The 22,293-nt window shown below is 65.3% G+C and carries 22 protein-coding genes; 16 read left to right on the plus strand and 6 right to left on the minus strand.

Annotated features, from left to right (window positions below; translation table 11 throughout):
- Window positions 1–152: 152 nt before the first annotated feature.
- Genes ACO2Q4_RS10055 through mnhG form a run of 6 tightly spaced genes read left to right on the plus strand, consistent with a single transcriptional unit; the run spans window position 153 to window position 6,336 of the window.
- Window positions 153–3,029, plus strand: a complete 2,877-nt coding sequence (locus tag ACO2Q4_RS10055) for a monovalent cation/H+ antiporter subunit A (protein ID WP_311758415.1) — start codon at window positions 153–155, stop codon at window positions 3,027–3,029.
- Complete coding sequence (locus ACO2Q4_RS10060; protein WP_311758414.1) at window positions 3,029–3,373, plus strand: Na+/H+ antiporter subunit C; 345 nt, start codon at window positions 3,029–3,031, stop codon at window positions 3,371–3,373. The genes ACO2Q4_RS10055 and ACO2Q4_RS10060 overlap by 1 nt, the downstream gene beginning before the upstream one ends.
- Window positions 3,370–5,094 carry a monovalent cation/H+ antiporter subunit D gene (locus ACO2Q4_RS10065; RefSeq protein WP_395132580.1) on the plus strand — a complete coding sequence of 575 codons (1,725 nt, stop codon included), beginning with the start codon at window positions 3,370–3,372 and terminating at the stop codon, window positions 5,092–5,094. The genes ACO2Q4_RS10060 and ACO2Q4_RS10065 overlap by 4 nt, the downstream gene beginning before the upstream one ends.
- Entirely contained in the window at window positions 5,091–5,579 is a 489-nt protein-coding gene (locus tag ACO2Q4_RS10070) for a Na+/H+ antiporter subunit E (RefSeq protein WP_423319048.1), read from the plus strand. Before ACO2Q4_RS10065 ends, ACO2Q4_RS10070 begins: the two co-directional genes overlap by 4 nt.
- Window positions 5,576–5,860 carry a K+/H+ antiporter subunit F gene (locus ACO2Q4_RS10075; protein WP_390907989.1) on the plus strand — a complete coding sequence of 95 codons (285 nt, stop codon included), beginning with the start codon at window positions 5,576–5,578 and terminating at the stop codon, window positions 5,858–5,860. The genes ACO2Q4_RS10070 and ACO2Q4_RS10075 overlap by 4 nt, the downstream gene beginning before the upstream one ends.
- Complete coding sequence (mnhG, locus tag ACO2Q4_RS10080; RefSeq protein ID WP_395132577.1) at window positions 5,857–6,336, plus strand: monovalent cation/H(+) antiporter subunit G; 480 nt, start codon at window positions 5,857–5,859, stop codon at window positions 6,334–6,336. The genes ACO2Q4_RS10075 and mnhG overlap by 4 nt, the downstream gene beginning before the upstream one ends.
- 7 nt (window positions 6,337–6,343) lie before the next feature.
- Here the strand turns inward: mnhG and aroB are convergent, their stop codons facing one another.
- Entirely contained in the window at window positions 6,344–7,450 is a 1,107-nt protein-coding gene (gene aroB, locus ACO2Q4_RS10085; RefSeq protein WP_423319050.1) for a 3-dehydroquinate synthase, read from the minus strand.
- Window positions 7,447–7,983, minus strand: coding sequence for a shikimate kinase (locus ACO2Q4_RS10090; RefSeq protein WP_311758409.1), 537 nt, complete (start codon window positions 7,981–7,983; stop codon window positions 7,447–7,449). Before ACO2Q4_RS10090 ends, aroB begins: the two co-directional genes overlap by 4 nt.
- A 190-nt stretch (window positions 7,984–8,173) precedes the next feature.
- On the opposite strand from ACO2Q4_RS10090, the gene ACO2Q4_RS10095 reads away from it, so the two are divergent.
- The 4 genes from ACO2Q4_RS10095 to ACO2Q4_RS10110 are packed head-to-tail and all read left to right on the plus strand — an operon-like array spanning window position 8,174 to window position 12,422.
- A complete protein-coding gene (locus ACO2Q4_RS10095) occupies window positions 8,174–8,422 on the plus strand; it encodes a hypothetical protein (protein ID WP_311758408.1) in 249 nt (82 codons plus the stop codon).
- The gene (locus ACO2Q4_RS10100) at window positions 8,409–10,046 is read left to right on the plus strand and encodes a hypothetical protein (RefSeq protein WP_423319053.1); all 1,638 of its coding nucleotides are present in this window, start codon (window positions 8,409–8,411) and stop codon (window positions 10,044–10,046) included. The genes ACO2Q4_RS10095 and ACO2Q4_RS10100 overlap by 14 nt, the downstream gene beginning before the upstream one ends.
- Window positions 10,047–10,053: 7 nt before the next feature.
- The gene (locus ACO2Q4_RS10105; protein ID WP_423319055.1) at window positions 10,054–11,064 is read left to right on the plus strand and encodes a site-specific tyrosine recombinase XerD; all 1,011 of its coding nucleotides are present in this window, start codon (window positions 10,054–10,056) and stop codon (window positions 11,062–11,064) included.
- Complete coding sequence (locus ACO2Q4_RS10110) at window positions 11,061–12,422, plus strand: HlyC/CorC family transporter (protein WP_423319057.1); 1,362 nt, start codon at window positions 11,061–11,063, stop codon at window positions 12,420–12,422. Before ACO2Q4_RS10105 ends, ACO2Q4_RS10110 begins: the two co-directional genes overlap by 4 nt.
- Here the strand turns inward: ACO2Q4_RS10110 and ACO2Q4_RS10115 are convergent.
- A complete protein-coding gene (locus ACO2Q4_RS10115; RefSeq protein WP_395132571.1) occupies window positions 12,416–13,909 on the minus strand; it encodes a nucleobase:cation symporter-2 family protein in 1,494 nt (497 codons plus the stop codon). The two genes, ACO2Q4_RS10110 and ACO2Q4_RS10115, sit on opposite strands and share 7 nt — an antisense overlap.
- A 337-nt stretch (window positions 13,910–14,246) precedes the next feature.
- On the opposite strand from ACO2Q4_RS10115, the gene tkt reads away from it, so the two are divergent.
- The 6 genes from tkt to aat all read left to right on the plus strand — a co-directional run bounded on the left by tkt (window position 14,247) and on the right by aat (window position 20,837).
- The gene (gene tkt / locus ACO2Q4_RS10120; protein WP_423319059.1) at window positions 14,247–16,265 is read left to right on the plus strand and encodes a transketolase; all 2,019 of its coding nucleotides are present in this window, start codon (window positions 14,247–14,249) and stop codon (window positions 16,263–16,265) included.
- A gap of 110 nt (window positions 16,266–16,375) precedes the next feature.
- A complete protein-coding gene (locus ACO2Q4_RS10125) occupies window positions 16,376–17,302 on the plus strand; it encodes a DMT family transporter (protein ID WP_311758402.1) in 927 nt (308 codons plus the stop codon).
- A 10-nt stretch (window positions 17,303–17,312) separates the two neighbouring features.
- Window positions 17,313–18,209 carry a lysophospholipid acyltransferase family protein gene (locus ACO2Q4_RS10130; RefSeq protein ID WP_395132567.1) on the plus strand — a complete coding sequence of 299 codons (897 nt, stop codon included), beginning with the start codon at window positions 17,313–17,315 and terminating at the stop codon, window positions 18,207–18,209.
- Window positions 18,210–18,310: 101 nt separating this feature from the next.
- Complete coding sequence (gene accB, locus ACO2Q4_RS10135; RefSeq protein WP_311758400.1) at window positions 18,311–18,832, plus strand: acetyl-CoA carboxylase biotin carboxyl carrier protein; 522 nt, start codon at window positions 18,311–18,313, stop codon at window positions 18,830–18,832.
- 7 nt (window positions 18,833–18,839) lie between these two features.
- Window positions 18,840–20,195 (plus strand): acetyl-CoA carboxylase biotin carboxylase subunit, encoded by a 1,356-nt coding sequence (accC, locus tag ACO2Q4_RS10140; RefSeq protein WP_311758399.1) that lies wholly within the window; start codon window positions 18,840–18,842, stop codon window positions 20,193–20,195.
- Between the two features lie 6 nt (window positions 20,196–20,201).
- Window positions 20,202–20,837, plus strand: a complete 636-nt coding sequence (aat, locus tag ACO2Q4_RS10145; protein ID WP_423319062.1) for a leucyl/phenylalanyl-tRNA--protein transferase — start codon at window positions 20,202–20,204, stop codon at window positions 20,835–20,837.
- On the opposite strand, the gene ACO2Q4_RS10150 is transcribed toward aat, so the two are convergent.
- The 3 genes from ACO2Q4_RS10150 to ACO2Q4_RS10160 are packed head-to-tail and all read right to left on the minus strand — an operon-like array spanning window position 20,801 to window position 22,146.
- Window positions 20,801–21,301 (minus strand): DUF2155 domain-containing protein, encoded by a 501-nt coding sequence (locus tag ACO2Q4_RS10150; protein ID WP_423319064.1) that lies wholly within the window; start codon window positions 21,299–21,301, stop codon window positions 20,801–20,803. The two genes, aat and ACO2Q4_RS10150, sit on opposite strands and share 37 nt — an antisense overlap.
- Entirely contained in the window at window positions 21,298–21,768 is a 471-nt protein-coding gene (gene mlaD, locus ACO2Q4_RS10155) for an outer membrane lipid asymmetry maintenance protein MlaD (RefSeq protein WP_395132560.1), read from the minus strand. The genes ACO2Q4_RS10150 and mlaD overlap by 4 nt, the downstream gene beginning before the upstream one ends.
- A 3-nt stretch (window positions 21,769–21,771) precedes the next feature.
- Window positions 21,772–22,146, minus strand: a complete 375-nt coding sequence (locus ACO2Q4_RS10160; protein WP_311758395.1) for an NADH:ubiquinone oxidoreductase subunit NDUFA12 — start codon at window positions 22,144–22,146, stop codon at window positions 21,772–21,774.
- Window positions 22,147–22,293: the final 147 nt, after the last annotated feature.

The raw sequence follows: 22,293 nt of genomic DNA on the forward strand, positions 1-22,293 counted from the left end.
CGATCCGCAAGGCTGCGGCAAGTTCATTTCAATCACGATAAATTTTCTCTGGTTTGTGTGGGATAAGGCCGGATATTCGCGACCGGATCGGTTGTGTTTCCCGTCCCCCTCGCCCTATGATGGGGCACAGCCCGAACTCCCGAAGGATCCCGATGGTCGAACAGAACCTGTTGCTGCTACTTGTTCTGACGCCATTCGTTTCATCCGCGCTGGCAGCCACGCTTCCCGTGGGTTCGCGAAATGCCGAAACTTGGCTGGCCGGGCTGACGATGGCTGTCGCCCTTGCGATCCTTGCCGTACTTTATCCGGCGGTCGCCGAAGGCGGCAAGATCGTCGAGACCGTTGAATGGGCCAGCAGTGCCGGGCTTGACCTGACCTTTCGCCTGGACGGATTTGCTTGGCTTTTCATGATCCTGGTCGCCGGGATCGGCATGCTGGTGCTTGTCTACGCGCGATATTACATGGCGGCCGACGACCCGGTGCCGCGGTTGTATTCCTGCCTTCTGGCCTTTGCCGGTTCGATGGCGGGGCTGATCCTGTCGGGCAACATCATCATGATGGTGGTGTTCTGGGAATTGACCAGCCTCGTGTCGTTCCTGCTGATCGGCTACTGGTACCACCGCCAAGACGCGCGCGAAGGTGCGCGCATGGCGCTGGTCGTGACCGCGTCGGGCGGGTTGTGCCTGATGGTCGCGATGATCCTGATCGGCCAGATCGTCGGCAGCTATCAGCTTGAGGACGTGCTGGCCGCCGGTGCCCAGATCACCGGCCACCGCCTTTACCCGGTCGTCCTGATCCTGTTCCTGGTGGGCGCTTTCACCAAGTCGGCGCAGTTCCCGTTCCATTTCTGGTTGCCGAACGCGATGGCCGCGCCCACGCCCGTGTCGTCCTATCTGCATTCGGCGACGATGGTGAAGGCCGGGGTCTTCATCCTGCTACGCTTCCAGCCGGCGCTTGGCGGGACGGATGCCTGGTTCCAGATCGTGACAGGCGCGGGGCTGATCACCATGCTGATGGGCGCTTTCGTCGCGCTGTTCCGGCATGACCTCAAGGGGCTTCTGGCCTATTCCACGATCAGCCATCTTGGCCTGATTACCGCGCTGGCGGGGATCGGCACACCGCTGGCGATCATCGCCGCGATCTTTCACATCGTGAACCACGCGGTCTTCAAGGCCTCGCTGTTCATGGCCGCGGGGATCATCGATCACGAGACGGGAACGCGCGACATGCGCCGCCTGTCGGGTCTGGCCAAGGCTATGCCGGTGACGGCGGCGCTGGCCATCATCGCTTCGGCCTCGATGGCGGGGGTGCCGCTGCTGAACGGCTTCCTGTCCAAGGAAATGTTCTTCGAGGCGACCTATGTCTGGAACAACGGCAGCCCGCTCGACAATGCCGCGCCCTATGTCGCGGTGATGGCCGGGGCGTTCAGCGCCGCCTATTCCCTGCGCTTCATCGTGACCGTGTTCTTTGGCCCGGTGGCGACCGACCTGCCGCGCGAACCGCATGAGCCGCCGGCCCTGATGCGCCTGCCGGTCTTCGTGCTGGTGGTCGCCTGCCTTGGCGTCGGCATAGCGCCGCAGGCCACGCTGGGCAACTGGCTGGAAAGCGCCAGCATTGCCATCCTTGGCCCCGAGCTTCCTCATTTCAGCCTGAAGATCTGGCACGGCGTCAATCCGGCCCTGATCATGAGCGTCATCGCCACATCGCTGGGCATCCTGATCTATCTCGTACCACGGCGCTGGATCGACCGGGGCGAGGAAGGCCTGCGCGGGATCAGGGCGCTGGATTTCGGTCGCGCCTTCGAATGGCTGCTGCAATTCTTCAGCCTGCGCCTGCCGCGAAGGTTGCTGCGCATCCTGTCGGCGCCGGGCCTTCAGGCCCAGTTGCGCGTGATGATCCTGATGTCCGTTGCCGCGTCCACGTTTGCGCTGGGTCCGCTGGACTGGAACATCCCCTTCCCCGAGATCCATTCCCGCGAGCTGGTCTTTGGCCTGCTGTGGATCATCGGCTGCGGCTGCGCGCTGGGTTCTGCCTGGCAGGCCAAGTATCACCGCTTTGCAGCCTTGATCCTGATGGGAGGGGTGGGGCTTGTCACCTGCGCGACCTTCGTCTGGCTGTCGGCCCCAGATCTTGCGGTGACGCAACTTCTTGTCGAGATGGCGACCACGACCCTGCTGCTTCTGGGTCTGCGCTGGTTGCCCAAGCGGGATGAGGAAATCGTCGGCGACGGCAACCGCGCCGCCCGCATGCGGCGACTGCGCGATCTTGCCCTTGCCGTGGTCTGCGGCGCGGGCATGACCGCCATCGCGCTGGCCGTCCTTCTGACCAAACCCGGCAACTCGGTCGGGGACTGGTTCCTGCGCCATTCCTATGTCGAGGGCGGCGGCACCAACGTCGTCAACGTCATCCTTGTGGACTTCCGCGCCTTCGACACGTTTGGAGAGATCACGGTTCTGGCGATCGTCGGGCTGACCGTCTATGCGCTGCTGCGCCGCTTCCGCCCCGCCCTTGAAAGCGCCGAGCGTCCCCGTCCCCAGGTCGAGGCCGAGGAGCAGGCGCTGGAAGCCTATCTCTTCGTGCCAGCCGTGCTGATGCAATGGATGTTCGCGCCGATCATCACGCTGGCAGCCTATCTGTTCTTCAGGGGGCACGATCTGCCCGGCGGCGGCTTTGCCGCGGGCGTGACCTTTGCCCTGGGCCTCCTGCTGCAATATGTCGCGGCAAATGTCCGCTGGGTCGAGGCGCGTCTGACCATCCTTCCGGTGCGGTGGATGGGCACCGGGCTGATCGTCGCCGCGGCCGTCGGGGCGGGATCCTGGGTCTTTGGCGTCCCGTTCCTGACGACGCATTACCAGTATCTGGAAATCCCGCTGATCGGAAAAGTGCCTGCCTCGACCGCGATGCTGTTCGATCTTGGGGTCTTTTCGCTGGTCGTGGGCGCGATCGTGCTGATGTTGATCGCAATCGCCCACCAGTCGCTGCGCGTCGCGCCGCGTCCCCGTTCCACCGATGGCGAGGGGGAAGCCTGATGGAGTTGATCTTTGCCCTGGCAATTGGCGTTCTGACCGGTTCCGGTGTGTGGCTGCTGCTGCGGCCCCGTTCGTACCAGGTCATTATCGGGCTGTGCCTGCTTGCATATGGCGTGAACCTGTTCATCTTCTCGATGGGCCGGCTTTACGTCGGCGCGGCCCCGATCATGCCAAAAGGCGGCTTCGTCGATCCGACGGCCTATGCCGATCCCTTGCCGCAGGCCCTGGTGCTGACAGCCATCGTCATCAGCTTCGCCACGACCGCGCTGTTTCTTGTCGTCATGATCGCGTCCCGCGGGATCAGCGGAACCGACCATGTCGATGGGAAGGAGCGCGACCAATGAACCCCGAGACCCTTCCCCATCACATGATCATCGCGCCCATCCTGATCCCGCTGGTCGCGGGCGCGATCATGCTGTTCTACAACGACCGCAACCGCCAGACCAAGCTGCTGATGGGCTTGGTGGCCGTGGGCCTGATGTTTCTCAGCTCCACCGAATTGATGAACGATGCCAAGGCGCTGACCGGTGAGGGCAAGACCATCGTGCAGCTTTACCGGCTGGGCGACTGGCCGGTGCCGGTTGGGATCGTGCTGGTGCTGGACCGGCTGGCCGCGATGATGGTCATGCTGACCTCCCTGCTGGCGATCCCGTCACTGATCTATGCCGCGGCGGGTTGGCACGGCAAGGGACAGCACTATCACAGCATGTTCCAGTTCCTGCTGGCGGGGGTCAACGGCGCCTTCCTGACGGGCGACCTGTTCAACCTTTTCGTGTTCTTCGAGGTGATGCTTGCCGCCTCTTACGGTCTCATGCTGCACGGATCGGGACCGGACCGGATCAAGGCCGGGCTGCAGTACATCGCGGTCAACCTTGCCGCCTCGCTGTTCTTCCTGATCGGGGTAGCACTGGTCTATGGCACGACCGGGTCGCTGAACATGGCCGATATCGCGCGCGAAGTCGCGACCCTGCAAGGTCCTCAAAGGTTGCTGTTCCACGCCGCGGCGGGCTTCCTTGGGGTTGCCTTCCTGGTCAAGGCGGCAGCCTGGCCCCTGTGCTTCTGGCTACCGTCGACCTATGCCTCGGCCTCGCCCCCTGCGGCGGCGATCATGGCGATCATGACCAAGGTCGGAGTCTATGTCATCATGCGCCTGTCGCTGCTGATCCTGGGGCCCGAGGCCGGGGCCTCGGCCGGGTTCGGTGCGCCCGTGCTGATGATCGGCGGTGTCATGACCATGGCCTTCGGCACCGTTGGCGTGCTGGGTTCACCCGAACTGGCGCGAAAGGGCGGGTATCTGGCGATCGTCTCGTCGGGCACCGTGCTTGCGGCCATCGGCTTTGCGCAAGCGGGCGGCGGACCCGAGATACTGGGGGGCGCACTTTACTACCTGATCGGGTCGACGGCCGCGATTTCCGCGTTTTTCCTGATGGCAGAGCCCGTCTCGCGCGATGACCGCGGCGAGGTGGAACCGACCGAGGAGGCTGCCCGCGAACATCTGGCCGAGCGTTGGGACTGGACCCCGATGGGCCTTGATTCCGTCGAGGACACGCCCGGCCCCTCAGGCATGCGGACCGTGTCCTGGTTGACCATGGGGATCTGCTTTTCGCTGATCGCCGCCATGCTGGCCGGGCTGCCGCCAATGCCCGGTTTCATCGGCAAGTTCGCGATCCTCAGCGGCGCGATCCGCAACAATGTCGGTCTGAACGGGCAGTTGCCGGTAATGCTGTGGATCTTTGCCGCGATGCTGATCCTTTCAGGGCTTGGCGCGCTGATCGGGCTGGTGCGGGTCGGCATCCGCCGCTTCTGGGCGGATGACAACCCGCCCCCACGCATCTTTGCGCTTGAGGTGATCCCGGTCGTCATGCTGCTGGGCATGATCCTGATGATGACTGTCCGCGCAGACGCGGTGTTGAACTATACCCGCCAGACGGCGCATGTGCTGATCGATCCCTCGATCTATCGCGATGCGGTCCTGCGGGACGCAGAACGTCTCGACGCCACGCCTCCGCAAAGCTTCGAGCCCGTGGCGACCGAAGACAGCAAGAAACAGGAGGACGCAGAATGAGCCGCATGATTCCGCATCCCCTGATGACCGCCGCACTGATTCTGATGTGGCTGATCCTGACCCGTTTTTCGCTGGGCCATCTGGTCCTTGGGACCGTGATCGCGCTGGTCGCTGGCTGGGCTGTCGAAAGGCTGCAACCCGCACGTCCCCGTATCCGGCGGTGGCGCGCGATTCCGCAACTTGTGGCGATCGTCACTTGGGACATTCTGAAGTCGAATATCACGGTCGCCCGCGTCCTGCTGCTGGGTCCGAACCATCCGGCCTATCATTCGGGCTTCGTAGAACTGAACCTGCGGCTGCGCGACCAAAACGCGCTGGCGCTGCTGGCGATCATCCTGTCTTCGACCCCCGGCACCGCTTGGCTGGAATATGAACGGGACGACGGCCGCCTGCTGCTGCACGTTCTTGACCTGCGCAGCGAAGACGACTGGCAACACCTGATCCGCAACCGGTACGAGGCCCTGCTTCTGGAGATATTCGAATGATCCCGATGCTGATCCTGGAATACGCGCTGAGCTATGCCCAGATCGCCATGGTCGTGGCCGTGGGGCTGTCCTGCTGGCGGATGATACGCGGACCCCGCGCGCAGGACCGCGTGCTGGCGAGCGAGACGATCTATGTCAATGCAATGCTGCTGTTCCTGCTGATCGGGATGGGAAATGGCAACGTCTTCTTCTTTGAGGCGGCATTGGTCATCGCCGTGCTGGGTTTCATCACCACCGTTTGCGCGGCCAAGTTCCTGATGCGCGGCGAGGTGGTCGAATGAATCAGGTCACCGGACTTCCCCCCGTCGCCGCCATCCTGATCTCGTTGTTCGTGGTGGCCGGTTCGTCGCTGGCGCTGCTGGGCAGCCTGGGACTGGTGCGGCTGAAAAGCTTCTACCAACGGCTGCACGCGCCGACGCTGGGCTACAGCTATGGCACATTGCTGATCGTGCTGGCCTCGATGGCGATGTTTTCCCTTCTGGAAAAGCGCCCGGTCGTGCATGAGATCATCATCGGGGTCTTCATGCTGATCACCACGCCCATCAGCCTGCTGATGCTGGGCCGGGCGGCATTGCGCCGCGACCGGGACACGAAGCTGGGCCATGACGAGGTCGTGCCGCCACGCTTGCCGCACGAGGATCCGGGCCCCATCCAGCCCCGCGACCTGTCCAATTATGGCGAGGGGCTGATCGATCGCGGCCTTCTGGGCAAGGCACCGCCCCATGATCCCGAGCGCGATCCAGAGCCCCGCGAATGACCCCGGCCTAGCCGCGCGATTGCGCCAGCACGGCGCGCAGGTCTGACAGATCGACCTGGTCGGTGACGAAGGCGCGGCCAATTCCATGCGCCAGGATAAAACGCAGCTTGCCGTCCTGAACCTTCTTGTCCTGCCCCATCAGCGCGATTAGCGCCTCGTCATCGGGCAGATCGCCAGGAATGTCCCCGATGCATGCGGGCAGACCCATGGCGCGGAAATGCGCAGCCACGCGCGACGGGCTTTCCTGGCTGCACAGGCCCATCCGTGCCGAAAGCTCGAACGCCAGGGTGCAACCGATCGCCACGCCTTCGCCGTGCAGCAGCCGGTCGGAATAGCCGGTCGCGGATTCCAGCGCATGGCCAAAGGTGTGGCCAAGATTCAGCAGCGCGCGTTCGCCCTGCTCGGTCTCGTCGCGCTCGACGATGCCCGCTTTCATCTGGATCGAATGGCGCACGGCGCGCTGAAGCGCCTCGGGGTCCGAGGCAAGCCGCAAGCCGTTCGCCTCCAGCCATTCGAAGAAATTCTCGTCGCCGAGAAGCCCGTATTTCGCCACTTCGCCATAGCCCGCACGGAAATCGCGCGGCGTCAGCGTGCCCAGAACGTCGATATCGGCAAGGACCAGCGCAGGCTGGTGAAAGGCGCCGATCAGGTTCTTGCCCTGCGGGCTGTTGATCCCGGTCTTGCCACCGACCGAGCTGTCGACCTGCGCCAGCAGGCTGGTCGGGATCTGGACGAACCGCACTCCGCGCCTCAGGACCGAGGCGGCGAAGCCCGCAAGGTCGCCGATCACCCCGCCACCAAGGGCGATGACAAGATCCTTGCGCTCGATGCGCTGCGCGATCAGCCATTCGGTCGCATGGCCAAGCTCGGCCCAGCATTTCGTCGCTTCGCCCGGCGGCAGCTCCAGCGCCGGGGCATCGATCCCCTGCGCGGCCAGTGCCGCCTGCAGGTCGGCCAGATGGTGCGATGCCACCGTCCGGTCGGTCACGATCGCGACACGGCGGCGTCCTGCAAGAGCCACGATCTCGGCACCGGCACGGGCGATCAGGCCGCGGCCCACCCGTACGTCATAGGATCTGTCGCCCAGTTCGACGCGGACGGTCTCGATGCTCATTTCGCCTCCAGAATGATCGGTTGCCGGTCCTGGATCGCCGCGATCACCTGTGTGGCGGTTTCCTCGACCGCGTCCTTGCGCAGGGCTCGGACGTGGATGTCGGCCAGCGCATAGACCGGGCTGCGTTCGGCCAGCAGACGTTCAAGCGTGCCGCGCGGATCGGCGGTCTGCAGCAGGGGCCGCGTCGGGCGGCTGCGCACCCTTTGCCACAGCGTCTCCGCATCGCAATCCAACCAGACCGACACTCCGTTCCCGGCGATACGGCTGCGGTTCGCCTCGCGCATCCACGATCCACCGCCGGTCGAGACGATGCTGTCCCCTCCGGCCAGCACGCGTGCCAGCACCTCGGTTTCACGGGCGCGGAAGAACTCCTCGCCGTCGCGGGCAAAGATCTCGGGGATGGTCATGGCGGCCGCGCGCTCGATCTCGGCATCGGTGTCCCAGAACGGACGACCCAGCCGGCGCGAAAGCTCCGCCCCGATCGCGGTCTTGCCCGCCCCCATCATCCCGACCAGAACGATATTCCGCCGCATCAGCCACCCGTCAGCCACTTCCCTGCCCCACATCTTCCCTTGGTTTTGTCTGCGGCCTGTTCCGCATCGCCGCCGGACAAGATATTGGAGGCACTGAATGGCGTGATCTTTCCGGAAATGCCATATATATTTCGCGCGTGCCGGCGTCAGACCGGCAGAGAAAACGCTTTCGAGGCGAGAAGGACAGGCTATGAAGCTTTTGTGGGTTGTGGTCGTGCTGGTGATTCTGCTGCTGGGCGGATTGACCGGTTATGCCTATTTCGGCGACATGCAGGCCGACCCGCGCGAAACGCGCCTGCCGGTCGAGCTTGACCTTGGCCCTGCCACGGCCTCTACTCCGATTGTCGGAACCGTGTCCGAGGCTCCGGCTGCGGAACAGCCCGCGCCCGAAGCGCAGGAAACCGGTGCCGCCACGACGGAGCAAAATGATCTCGATTAATCCGGGCTCCCGCGCCACATGGGCGCTGACGGTCTTCCTGGCGGGTCTTGCACTGCTGCCGGGTTCCGGCAATGCGCGCCCTCCGCTTTCGGCCAGCGACTGGCTGTCGGGCAGCATCCGGCAGCCCGATGCCGTTTCGGCCTGGAGACCGGGCGATGGCCGCCCGCCCGAGTTGAAGTCGCGCAGCCGCAAGGAAATCGCGCCCAGTGGCGCCGTCGAGCCCGTCGGCGTCACCCGTCTGGGTGAGGGAAATGCCGACAGCAAGGGCACCGTATCCCCCCGCGCGGCGGGCCTGCCCGCCAGCCTGTGGGGGGATTCCGACAGTGCGACGCTGGCGCGGATGGTCCTGTCCTCGGATCCGCGCCTGCCAGCTTTGCGCCGGTTGGAACGCCGGGTCCTGGCGACCCAGTTCATTCCGCCCAAGGCCCAGCCCGGCGCGGATGGCCAGCTTTTCCTGGCCCGTGTCGACAAGCTGCTGGACATGGGTGCGACAGGCGCGGCCAAGGAATTGCTTCAGGCCGCCGGCCCCGCCGATCCCGAGCGTTTCCGCCGCCTGTTCGACATCGCGCTTCTGGCCGGGGACGAGGCGCAGGCCTGCCAGATCATGGACCGCACCCCCGGCGTCGCGCCCAGTTTTCCGGCGCGGATCTTCTGCCTTGCACTAGGCGGCGACTGGGCCGCGGCGGCCCTGGTCTTTCACGGTGCCGATCTGAACGGCATGATCGACCCGCAGATGGCGACCCTGCTGGGTCATTACCTTGACGATTCCTATTCGGACGAAAGCGACATCCTGCCGCCTCCGACCGTGGTGACGCCGCTGGATCTGCGCCTGCACGAGGCGATCGGCCAGCCCCTCCCCTCGGCCAATCTGCCGCTGGCTTTCGCGCTGGCCGACCTGGACGAGAATGGCGGCTGGAAGGCGCGACTGGACGCGGCCGAGCGACTGGCCCGCGGCGGCGCCATCCCCGCTTCCCAACTGCGCGGGATCTATGGCGAGCAGAAGCCCGCGGCCTCGGGCGGGGTCTGGGACCGGGCGGCTGCCGTGCAGGCGCTGGACGTGGCTTTGGCCAGCGGCCAGATGGCCCAGGTCGAGCAGACCCTGCCGCCGGCTTTCGACGCGATGATCGCAGCCGGACTGGGTCCGGCATTCGCAGACATGGTGGGAGGCGATGTCGCGGCGCTGCCGCTGACTGGCCGTGCGGGGCAGGTCGCCCTGTGGCTAGCGCTTCAGGCCGGGGATTGGCGGATGGTCAAGCAGACGCCCGCCGATGCACAACCCTTCGACCTGTGGCTCCTGGATTTTGCAAGCGGCCTTGCCGCCGCCGTGCCCCCTGCCGGCCCCGGCTCTGACCGGGCCGAGCAATTGCTGACCGCCTTCGTCGCGGACCGTCCACTGCCGCAGGCGACCAGCGACCAGTTCGCGCAGAACCGCAAGGGCGAGGCAATGCTGACCGCGATTGCCGATGCGGATGCGGGGATCGACGGCGATCTTGCCCGCGCAGCGCAGGGCCTTGCCGTGCTTCGGGCGCTGAACCAGGGCGAGATTGCCCGCCAGGCCGCCATCGAACTGATCCTTGCCCCGGTCATCGGGGCCTCACCCGGTGCCTATCCGGCCAATCCCTGAGAGAGCCATGCCCAAGACCGACGGACCATTCGACGGCAAGACCGGACCAGTCCGGGGCCAGGCTGACGACCGCCGCCGGATCGCCGCATTTCTGGACGCGCTGGCCGCGGAATCCGGGGCCGCGCGGAACACGCTGCTGGCTTATGGCCGCGACCTGCGGGATTTCAGCGACTGGCTTGGGGCGCGCGAACTGACCGTCCTGACCGTGCCCCGCGAGGGGATCGAGGACTATCTGGGCCATTGCGATGCGCAGGGCCTGTCCCGGGCCACGCGTGCGCGTCGGCTGTCCGCTGTGCGCCAGCTGACCCGTTTCGCGCTTGAGGAAGGCTGGCGCGACGATGATCCTGCCGGACGCATCGCCGGGCCCGGCCGGGCCAAGCGCCTGCCCAAGACGCTGGACCGGGACGAGGTCCAGGCGATGATGGACGCCCTGCCCCAGCTGGGCCGCAACCAGATCGAACAGGCCCGCAACCTGGTTCTGGTCGAACTGATCTATGCCACCGGGATGCGGGTCAGCGAGCTTGTCTCGCTGCCGGTCACCGCCTGTCGGGGCAATCCCGCCGTGCTGTTGATCCGCGGCAAGGGCGGGGTCGAACGGATGGTGCCGCTGAACGGGCCATCGCGCGCGGCGCTGGCTGCATGGCTGATCCTGCGCGATAATGCTCCTGCGCAATCGCCCTTGGGGCGGCTTGTGGCGGGACGCGGATCGCGCTGGCTGTTTCCGGCCCCCAGCGCAGAAGGGCACATGACGCGGCAGGCGGTGAACGGGCTGATGAATCAGCTTGCGCTGGCCGCCAGTATTGATCCCGCCCGTGTTTCACCCCATGTCATGCGCCACGCCTTTGCGACCCACCTGCTTGAAGGCGGCGCGGATCTGCGCGCGATCCAGATGCTGCTGGGTCATTCCGACTTGGGCACGACCGAGATCTATACCCATGTCCTTGACAGCCGGATGCGCGATCTGGTGCTGAACCATCACCCGCTGGCGCAGACACCGCCCGGAAAGCCCAGGGAATGACCACGCCCGGGCTGGCGGCCGGGACCGCGTCTGCACATGATCTGGCGACCTGGCTGACGGTCGCGCCGATCGTCCTGCTGTTGGCAGTCTCGGCCTTCCTGTCCGGGTCCGAGGCCGCGCTGATCGCGTCCAGCCGCGCGCGCCTTCGCAACCGCGCCGAGCGTGGCGATGACAGCGCTGCGGTGGCGCTGGAACTGACCGAAGACAGTGAGCGTCTGATCGGCGCGCTGCATGTGGGCCGGATCATCGCGAACGTCCTGACCGCAAGCCTTGCGACCGGCCTGTTCCTGCATCTTTACGGCTTGGGTGGAGAGGCGGTGGCCGTGCTGATCACCGTCATTCTGGTGCTGGTCCTGGCCGAGATCCTGCCCCGCGCGCTTGCGGCCCGCGACCCCGAGGAAACTGCATGCCGCGTCGCGCGCGCGGTGCGCGCCTTCACGACACCGCTTGCGCCCGTGGTCGCCATCGCGCGGCTGGCCGTCGGCGGCTTTCTTGCCCTGTTCCGGCATGCCCCCGATCCAGAGGCGCGGCTGTTCTCGGTTCAACGGGAAATCGTCGACGCGCTCGACCTTGGCCATTCCAGCGGCACCGTCCTCAAGGAGGAACGCGACCTGCTGCGGGGCGCGCTGGATCTGGGCGATCGCGCCGTGGAAGAGATCATGCTGCACCGCTCCCGCATCGAGATGATCGACGCGGACCTGCCGACGCAGGCGGTGCTGGACCGGGTGCTGAAAAGCCCCCATACCCGCCTGCCCATCTTTCGCGGAGAGCGGGAAAACGTCATTGCCGTGATCCATGCCAAGGACCTGCTGCGCGGGGTCAGCCGCGCCGTGGGCGAAGGCGGCAGCGACGCGCTGGAAGGCTTCGATATCCTCAGCGTGGCAATGCCCCCCTATTTCGTGCCCGACACGACCCCGCTGGATGAGCAGATGCGCGAGTTTCTGGCGCGGCGCACCCATTTCGCGCTGGTGGTGGACGAATATGGCGACCTGCGCGGGTTGATCACGCTGGAGGATATCCTTGAAGAGATCGTGGGCGAGATCACCGACGAACATGATACCGACATCGCCCAATCCCTGACCCCGAATGACGCGGGCGATTACAGCGTCGACGGGGCAACCACCATCCGCGACCTGAACCGCGCGCTGGACTGGTCCCTGCCCGATGAAGAGGCGAATACCGTCGCCGGTCTGGTCATCCATGCCGCCCAGTCGATCCCCACGCCGGGGCAGGTGTTTTCCTTCCACGGCTATCGGTTCGAGGTCGTCGCGCGGCGCGAGAACCGGATCACGCGGTTGCGGATCCGGCCTCTTGTCGCGCCGCCCCCGTCCGGTGACGAGGGTCGCGGCGGTCAGTGATCGACAAGGCTTGCCGCGCGGCGGGCATCGTCGGCGCTGCCACCACGGGTACCGTTGAAGAAAGCGTTCAGCACCACCGCCGCGATGGTCGCCAACAGGATGCCGGATTCGATCAGCGGGTGAATCGCATGCGGCATCCATTGCTTGAAGTCCGGCGCGATCAGCGGAATCATTCCGAAGCCCAGCGAAACGGCGACGATGAACAGGTTGTTGCGATTGCTGGCGAAATCCACGGTGGACAGGATGCGGATGCCCGTCGCCGCGACCATGCCGAACATCACCAGCCCCGCCCCGCCCAGAACCGAGGTCGGCAGCGACTCGACCGCCGCGCCCATCTTGGGAACCAGTCCGAACAGGATCAGGATCACGCCGCCCACCACGCAGATATAGCGGCTCTTGATCCCGGTCACGCCGACCAGACCGACGTTCTGGCTGAACGAGGTATAGGGGAAGGTGTTGAAGATCCCTCCAAGCAGTGTCCCCAACCCGTCGGTGCGCAGACCCGCGGTCAGCCGTTCCTGCGTGATCTTGCGGCCGGTCATCTCGCCCAAGGCCAAGAACATGCCCGTGGATTCGATCATGACCACGATCATCACCAGCACCATGGTCACGATCAGCACCGGGTCGAAGATCGGAGTTCCAAAATGGAAGGGCGCGACCACCCCGAACCAGGCGGCATCGGCCACCTTGGCAAAGCTCATCTGACCCAGCAGGATGGTCAGGATCGCGCCGATCACCATGCCCAGCAGCACCGCGATATTCGCGATGAAGCCCTTGCCGAACCGCGCGATCATCAGGATCGCGACCAGCACCACCGCCGAGATCACGATATTGACGGGGCTCGCGTAAAGCGGGTTCTGCACGCTGGCCGCCGGGGCAAAGTTCTGGGGCAGCGCAGGGACCACGCCGGTCGCCTGCATCTCTTTCAGCTGGTTCAGCCAGCCCAAAGCGACGGGGTCCACGATCTTCGGCGCGGTCGGGCCGACCGGATTGCCGAAGATCCAGTTGATCCCGATCCGCATCAGCGACACGCCGATCACAAGGATGATCGTGCCGGTGACGATCGGCGGAAAGAATTTCAGCATCCGCCCGACAAAGGGCGCGATCACCATGGCGATGATCCCCGCCCCGATGATGGCGCCAAAGATCATCCGCGCACCGTCGGGGCCGGGGTTGGCATTGGCCATTGCCACCATCGGTCCGACCGAGGCGAACGTGACCCCCATCATCACCGGAAGCTGGATCCCGAAATAGCGGGTCGCGCCCAACGACTGGATGATGGTCGCAATGCCGCAACAGAACAGATCCGCCGAAATCAGGAAGGCGACATCCTCGGGCGCAAGTTTCAGCGCGCGTCCCACGATCAGGGGCACCGCCACGGCCCCCGCATACATGACAAGCACGTGTTGCAGCCCCAGCATGGTCATGCGGGCCGGCGGCAGGATCTCGTCCACCGGATCGCGAGCAGCGGGTGCGGTCTGTCCCATGAAGTCCTCCGTGTCAGGTCATTATCATTGTGTCCTGAAATTTAAGCGCAGGGGTTTGATTCAACGCAACGAATTTATACCGAAAGTTGCCCCGGCAGCAGGTGCGGCCCGGTTCGCGGGCAGGCCGAGGCAAAGGGGTGGAAATCGCCTTGCGCCGCGCCTCGCGATCCAGCACCCTTCGCAGCAGTCGGGCGAAAGACCCCGACACGGTCGCCGATCCTGCGGTCCGGGACGAAAAATGCCGTTCGGGCAGTCGGGCAAGGCCGCGGTCGCGGGTTGCAACAGGGCGTCCGCCTGAATATCAGAAGCTGCGCATCCACCAGCACGGAAATCCACAATGGACATCGCCGAACGCCGCAAGGCCAATCCCGACCACTGGCGCCTTGCCTCCGCCATCCGCGCCCTGTCGATGGACGCAGTCGAGGCCGCGAATTCGGGCCATCCCGGCATGCCGATGGGCATGGCCGATGTGGCCACGGTCCTGTTCCGCAATCACCTGAAATTCGACGCATCCGCCCCGAACTGGTTCGATCGCGACCGCTTCGTGCTGTCGGCCGGCCACGGCTCGATGCTGATCTATTCGCTGCTGCACCTGACCGGGTATGAGCAGATGTCGATGGACCAGATCCGCAACTTCCGCCAATGGGGCGCGATCACGGCTGGCCATCCGGAATACGGCCATGTCGAGGGTGTCGAGACGACGACCGGTCCGCTGGGCCAGGGCATCGCCACCTCGGTCGGCATGGCCATCGCCGAAGAGGCGATGCGCGCCCAGTTCGGCGCCGATCTGTGCAACCACAAGACCTGGGTCATCGCCGGCGACGGCTGCCTGATGGAGGGTATCAGCCAGGAAGCCATTGCGCTGGCCGGCCACCAGAAGCTGAAGAACCTGATCGTCCTGTGGGACAACAACGACATCACCATCGACGGCCGCGTCTCGCTGTCGGACAATACCGATCAGATGAAGCGGTTCGAGGCCTCGGGCTGGCGCGTGCTGGCTTGCGACGGCCATGACGCCGCCGACATCGACCGCGCGCTGACCGACGCCGCAAGCGGTGCCGACGACCGCCCGGTGCTGGTCTCGTGCAAGACCATCATCGGTTATGGCTCGCCGAAGAAGCAGGACAGCTCGGGTGCTCATGGCTCGCCGCTGGGGGCCGAGGAAATCGTCGCCGCCCGCGCCGCCTATGGCTGGGAATCCCCCGCCTTCATCATCCCCGAGCATATCCTGTCGGATTGGCGCGCGATCGGCGCCCGCGGCAAGTCCGCGCGCGAGGCGTGGAATGCCCGCGTCGACGCCAGTGCGAACCGCGAGGAATTCGCGCGCCGCATTTCGGGCGAGGGCAGCGACCGGCTTGCGCCGACCATCGCCGCGCTGAAGGAACAGGCGCTGTCGAGCAAGCCCAAGATCGCGACCCGCCGCGCCAGCGAGATGGTGCTTGAGGTCGTGAACCCGGAATTGCCCGAGACTCTGGGTGGTTCGGCCGACCTGACCGGCTCGAACAACACCAAGACCAAGGATCTGGGCATCTTCACGCCCGAGAACCGCACCGGCCGCTATATCCACTACGGCATCCGCGAACACGGCATGGCCGCCGCGATGAACGGCATCTGGCTGCATGGCGGTTTCCGTCCCTATGGCGGGACGTTCATGTGCTTCACCGACTACGCCCGCGGCGCAATGCGCCTGTCGGCGCTGATGGGACTGCCGGTTGTCTATGTCATGACCCATGACAGCATCGGTCTGGGCGAGGACGGCCCGACCCACCAGCCGGTCGAGCATCTGGCAATCTGCCGCGCCACGCCCAATACGCTGACCTTCCGTCCCTGCGATCTGATCGAGACCGCCGAGGCTTGGGAAATCGCGCTGAGCGAGGACAGCTCGCCCTCGATCCTGGCCCTATCGCGTCAGAACCTGCCGACGCTGCGCGAAACCGCGGGCGAGAACCTGACCGCCAAGGGCGCCTATGTCCTGCGCGAGGCCAGCGCCACGGCGAAAGTCGTGCTGATGGCCACCGGTTCCGAGGTCGAGATCGCGGTCGCCGCGCGCGACCAGCTTGAGGCGCAGGGCGTGCCGACCCGCGTGGTTTCGGTCCCGTCGATGGAACTGTTCCGCGATCAGGACGTGGCTTACCGCAGCTCGGTCCTGCCCGCGAACACCGTGCGCATCGCCATCGAGGCCGCCGTCCGTCAGCCCTGGGAATGGCTGCTGCTGGGCGAACGCGGTCGTGAGGAAACCTCGGGCTTCATCGGCATGACCGGCTTTGGCGCATCGGCCCCGGCCCCGACCCTTTACAAGGAGTTCGGCATCACCGCCGAAGCCGCCGTCGCCGAGGCCCGCCGCCTGCTTGGCTGAGCAATGGCGACATGAAAACGACGGCCGCGCCATTCGCGCGGCCGTCTGCATTCCGGGGCATGGACCTTGTCACCGCGCATCGGCATAACGCGCGGCAAGGGAGTCCCCAGATGAGCCAGCCAGACAGCCCCCCTCCGGGGATTCCGCCGATCCTTGCCCCCGCGGGCAGCACGGTCCGTTCGACGCAATTGCAGGGCATCCTGCTGCTGCTGCTGTCGATCTTCATCTTCACGATGATGGATGCCACCGCGAAGCACCTGGCCGAGCGTTACCACCCCGGCCAGATCGTCTGGGCGCGCTTCTCGATCAACTTCCTGATCGTCGCGGTGATCTTCGCGCCGCGCTTTCGCCGGACGATGGTCACGAAACGCCCGGTCGTGCAGCTGTTCCGCGGCATCACCCAGCTTGCCTCGGGTGGGCTGTTCTTCACCTCGCTGCAATGGATCGGGCTCGCCGAGGCGACGGCGATCATGGACATAAACCCGGTGCTGATCACGCTTGGCGCCGCGATTTTTCTGGGCGAGCGGATCGGCATCCGCCGCGCATTGGGCATCATCACGGCGCTTTGCGGCGCAATGATCATCATCCGCCCCGGTCTTGGCGTCTTCCAGCCGGCAGCGCTGTTGCCGCTGGTTGCGGCCTTCACCTATGCGGCGGGCGCGATCCTGACGCGGGTGGCGCGCGAGGATTCGACCGCAACCTCGATCCTGTGGTCGGCGACGGTCGGCACGGTCATCACCACGCTCGCCGTGCCCTTTGTCTGGCAACCTATTGCCAGTACCGACATCTGGGCCTTCCTGCTGATCGGTTCGCTGGGAACCGTGGCGCAGGCGATGCTGATCCGCGCCTTTGCCCTGGCCGAGGCCGCCGCAATTGCCCCCTTCGGCTATACCGGGTTGATCTGGGCCGGGTTGTGGGGCTGGCTGTTCTGGGGCACCCTGCCCGACCGCTGGACTTTGGCCGGTGCGTTGATCATCGTTGGCGCGGGCATATATGTCTGGCTGCGCGAAGCGCGCGCCATGCAGAAGGCAGGATAGACGGAACCGGATGAGCGAGAAAGACGAAGACAGGGTCTCCTTGACCGACCGGATCGCGAATGGCACCTTTCTTGCCATCATGGGCGTGGCCCGGATCCTGCCTTATGAGCGTCGCATCCCCGCAATGGGCTGGTTCTTTGCCCATGTGCTTGGTCCCGTCGCGGGCTGGCGCAAGCGCATCCGGACGAACCTTGCCAAGGCACGGCCGGACCTGACCCCGGCCGAGGTGCGCCACCTGACCCGCGCGGTGCCCGACAATGCCGGTCGCTCGCTGGCCGAGATCTATTCGGGGACCGAGTTCATCGGCCGCATCCATTCTGCCGATCCGCTCTGCGGCCCCGGCCTGCCCGCACTGGAGCAGGCGGCCGCCGCAGGCAGGCCGGTGATCCTGGCCGTGGCGCATTTCGGCAATTACGACGCAATGCGCGCTGCCCTGACCGGTCGGGGCTGGCCGGTGGGCGCGCTTTACCGCCCCATGAACAACGAGGCGTTCAACCGCCATTACATCCCCGCGATGCGCGCCATAGCCGAACCGATGTTCCCGCGCGGACGCTCGGGCCTTGCCGCCATGCTGCGATTCCTGAAGGGCGGCGGTTGGCTGTCGCTGGGCTATGACCAGTTCGACGGCCATGGCGCACCACTGAAGTTCTTCGGCCTGACGACGAAAACCGTCCTGACCCCGGCCGAGCTTGCCATCCGCTACGAAGCGCTGATCCTGCCGATCGCCGGAATCCGCCAGCCGGACGGGTTGAGCTTTCGCGTCGAAGTCGGCGAACCCATTCCCCATTCCGATCCAGCGACCATGATGCAGGATCTGAACGATCACCTTGAGGCGCAGGTGCGCGCCCATATGGATCAATGGTTCTGGGTCCACCGCCGCTGGAAAGAACGTGGCGACGCGCGCTAGTCGCCGGGGAAACCCTTTCCCTCGCGTCATATGACAGGCTATAAGCGCCCCAACCGCCGCGCCGGACGCGCGGCACTCAACGACAAAATCCAGAGGACGGCATGAGCGACGATCACAATCACGCAGGTCAGGACGAAGGCAATGGCAAGGGCGACGTCGCCTTCATCCAGGCCCTGGCCGAACTGCTCAACCGCAACGAGCTGACCGAACTTTCCGTCAAGCGCGAATACGGCGAAAACGACCGGCTGACTGTCAGCCTGTCGAAACAAGGCAAGCAGATCATCCAGACTGTCGCGGCTGCGCCCGCGGCTGCCCTGCCCCTCGCGGCCGCCGCACCTGCCGCAGCCGCACCCGCGGCCCCTGCCGCGAATGAGGATCCGACCAGCCTTCCGGGCATCGTGACCTCGCCCATGGTTGGCACCGCCTATCTGTCGCCGGAACCGGGCGCCACGGCCTTCGTCAGCGTCGGCCAGCAAGTCAAGGAAGGCGATACGCTGGTGATCGTCGAGGCGATGAAGACCATGAACCACATCCCCTCGCCGCGCTCGGGTACGGTCAAGCGCATCCTCGTCGACGACGGCAGCCCGGTCGAATTCGGTGCGCCCCTGATGGTCGTCGAGTGAGGCCGGGATGTTTGACAAGATCCTGATCGCCAATCGCGGCGAGATCGCCCTACGGGTGGTCCGTGCCTGCCGCGAGATGGGCATCGCCTCGGTCGCGGTCCATTCCACCGCCGATTCCGATGCCATGCATGTCCGCATGGCCGACGAATCGGTCTGCATCGGACCGCCGCCTTCTGTCGACAGCTACCTGTCGATGTCCGCGATCATCGCCGCCTGCGAAATCACGGGCGCGCAGGCGATCCATCCGGGCTATGGCTTCCTGTCGGAAAATGCCGGCTTCGTGCAGATGGTCGAGGATCACGGCATCGCCTTCATCGGCCCCTCGGCCGAACATATCCGCATCATGGGCGACAAGATCACCGCCAAGGACACCGCCAAGGCGCTTGGCATTCCGGTCGTCCCCGGCTCGGAAGGTGGTGTCCCGGACGTCGCCTCGGCCTACCGCGTCGCGGCCGAAATCGGCTATCCGGTCATCATCAAGGCGACGGCAGGCGGCGGTGGCCGCGGCATGAAGGTCGCCGAGAATGAGGATGGGCTGGAAATCGCCTTCCGCACCGCCCGGACCGAAGCCAAGGCCGCCTTCGGCAATGACGAAGTCTATATCGAGAAATATCTTCAGCGCCCGCGCCATATCGAGATCCAGGTCTTCGGCGACGGCAAGGGCCGCGCGGTGCATCTGGGCGAGCGGGACTGCTCGCTGCAGCGCCGCCACCAGAAGGTGCTGGAAGAGGCTCCCGGCCCCGCAATTTCGCCAGAACAGCGTGCCCGCATCGGCGGCATCTGTGCGGATGCGATGTCAAAGCTGGGTTATCGTGGCGCCGGCACGATCGAATTCCTGTTCGAGGATGGCGAGTTCTATTTCATCGAGATGAACACCCGCCTGCAGGTCGAGCATCCGATCACCGAGGCCATCTTCGGGGTCGATTTGGTGCGCCAGCAGATCCGCGTCGCCGCCGGTGAAGAGATGGAGTTCCGCCAGGAAGATCTTGAGATCCGCGGCCACTCGATCGAAGTGCGGATCAATGCGGAAAAACTGCCGAATTTCACGCCCTCTCCGGGCAAGATCACGCAGTACCACGCGCCGGGCGGCCTGGGCGTTCGGATGGATGCCGCGATCTATGACGGCTACCGCATCCCGCCCTATTACGACAGCCTGATCGGCAAGCTGATCGTGCATGGTCGTGACCGGCACGAAGCGCTGGCGCGCCTTGACCGTGCGTTGGGCGAGTTGATCGTCGATGGTGTCGATACCACCGTGCCGCTGTTCCGGGCGCTGCTTGAAAACCCGGATATCCAGCGGGGTGACTATTCGATCCACTGGCTGGAACGCTGGCTGGCCAAGCTGGCCGATCCGAACAGCTGATCGGGAATGGTGGAACTGACGGCGGAAAGACTGCTTTTGGCCTATGCCCAGGGCGTCTTTCCCATGGCCCGTTCAGCCGCCGATCCCGAACTTTACTGGTTCGACCCGCCCGAGCGCGGCGTCCTGCCGGTGGGCGGGGTCCATATCTCGCGCTCGATGCACCGCTTCCTGCGCCAATGCGGGTGGCGGGCCAGCATCAATTCCGATTTCGACGGAGTAGTGGCCGGTTGTGCCGACCGCGAAGAGACATGGATCAATGCCGACCTGATCGCGCTCTACCGCGAGCTGTTTCAGCTGGGCCATGCGCATTCCCTGGAAATCTATGACGGCGACGAACTGGTAGGCGGGACCTACGGTGTTTCGCTGGGTGCGGCCTTTTTCGCGGAAAGCATGTTCTCACGCAGGCCGAACGCCTCAAAAGTGGCACTGATCTGGATGTCGTCGCACCTGCGCCGGACCGGGTTTCAGCTTTGGGATACGCAGTATCCGACGGAGCACCTGACCTCGATGGGGGGGCGCGCGATCCTGCGCGGGGAATACCGACGTCGTCTGGCGCAGGCGATCCGCACTGGTGCGGACTTCACCGCGGCCGGGCTGCCGGACCGTCAGGCGTTGTTGCAGGAAATGACCCAAACGTCGTAGCGCGGATCATCCATCGCGGAAAGCGCCGGAGAGGATGCGATCATCCAGCCCGAAAACACGGTATTGTTCGCGCGCGTATCGACCACGGTCAGCTCGGCATAGGCGTCGGATGCAGGGTTGTTCGCCGGAAAACGGCATTCGCCCAGCCGCACCTGAAGTCGTCCGAACTCGGCCGACTGTCCGTTCTCCAACCCGAAATCGTGAGTCTGCCCGGTGACCTTGTCCAGACCGCGCAATTTCGCGCCCTTGCCCTGCGCGGTATCCGGCCCGCGCGCGCCTGCAATCGCGGCCTCGCGTTCGGCGGCCGATGGCTCGATCACCACCACGGCATTCGGATCGTCGCTGAAGGCGGGGTCGACCATCAGGCTTTCTTCGGAAAGCGACCCATCCTCTTCCTGCGCCACAACGGGCACGGCGCCCATCAGCAGGCAAAGCAGCGCGGGTGCGAGGATACGACGGGTCATTTCTGGTCTCCCCCCGCCTGCGCATCAACGAATTTCATCATCAGCGACAACAGGCTGACGGCGCCCTGCACATCCTCGATCTCGTCACCGGGGGCAAGGTTGTCCGGCGCGCCGCCGGGCTGAAGCTCGATATAGGCACCGCCGAGAAGCCCGTCGGACTGTATCAGCGCGGCGCTGTCGCTGGGCATCTGGATTTCGGCCGGGATGCGCAACCGCGCTTCGGCCAGATAGGTCTGCGGGTTCAGGTCGATGCCGGTCACTTTGCCGACCTTGACACCTGCGACGCGGACATCGGTCCCGACGTCGATCCCGTCCACGCTGGGAAAGGCCGCGCGCAGTTCGTAACCGTCACCGCCCAGCCCACGCCCGAAACCGCTTCCAGAACCGGCCCAGATCAGAAAGCCCGCCGCGACGGCCAGGACCGCCGTTCCAACCCAGAGTTCGGCCCGTTCGGCGGCGCTTTGCATGGCTTACTCGGGCTGCCAGGCGTCATAGTCGCGGCGACGCGCGGGTTCTGCGCGATAGATCGAGCCCGCGGGGTGATAGGCCTCGTCGGTCCCGGTCGGGTTCGCGACATGCTCTTTTTCCCAGGGCTTGTGGACCATCGGCGCCGTAGTCGGCGGCTGTTTATAGGTGTGGTGCAGCCAGCCATGCCAATCGGGCGACACGCGGCTGGCCTCGGCCTCGCCATTATAGATCACCCAGCGCCGCTTGCCGCCACCCGACTGGTAATAGACGTTTCCTTGGTCGTCTTGGCCGACCTTTTCACCGTAAAGCCTGGTCCAGACTTGGGTGTTGATCGTCTGGCTGTTCCACCAGGTCAGGGCGCGCAGCAGAAAGGACATGGTCGTGAACCTTCGTCAGTCGGATTTGGGATGAGATATGGCGCAACTTGCCGCCAAGGTCCAGAGAGCGCGAGCCCCCAGGCCCCCAATTCGCCGCCGCGCGCGTCCCTGTGAACGGAAGCGGCCCCGCCAAAACGGCAACGGCCC

The organism is Paracoccus sp. KR1-242 (genome assembly GCF_049446195.1).
In the GTDB taxonomy this organism is placed as follows: Bacteria; Pseudomonadota; Alphaproteobacteria; order Rhodobacterales; family Rhodobacteraceae; genus Paracoccus; species Paracoccus broussonetiae.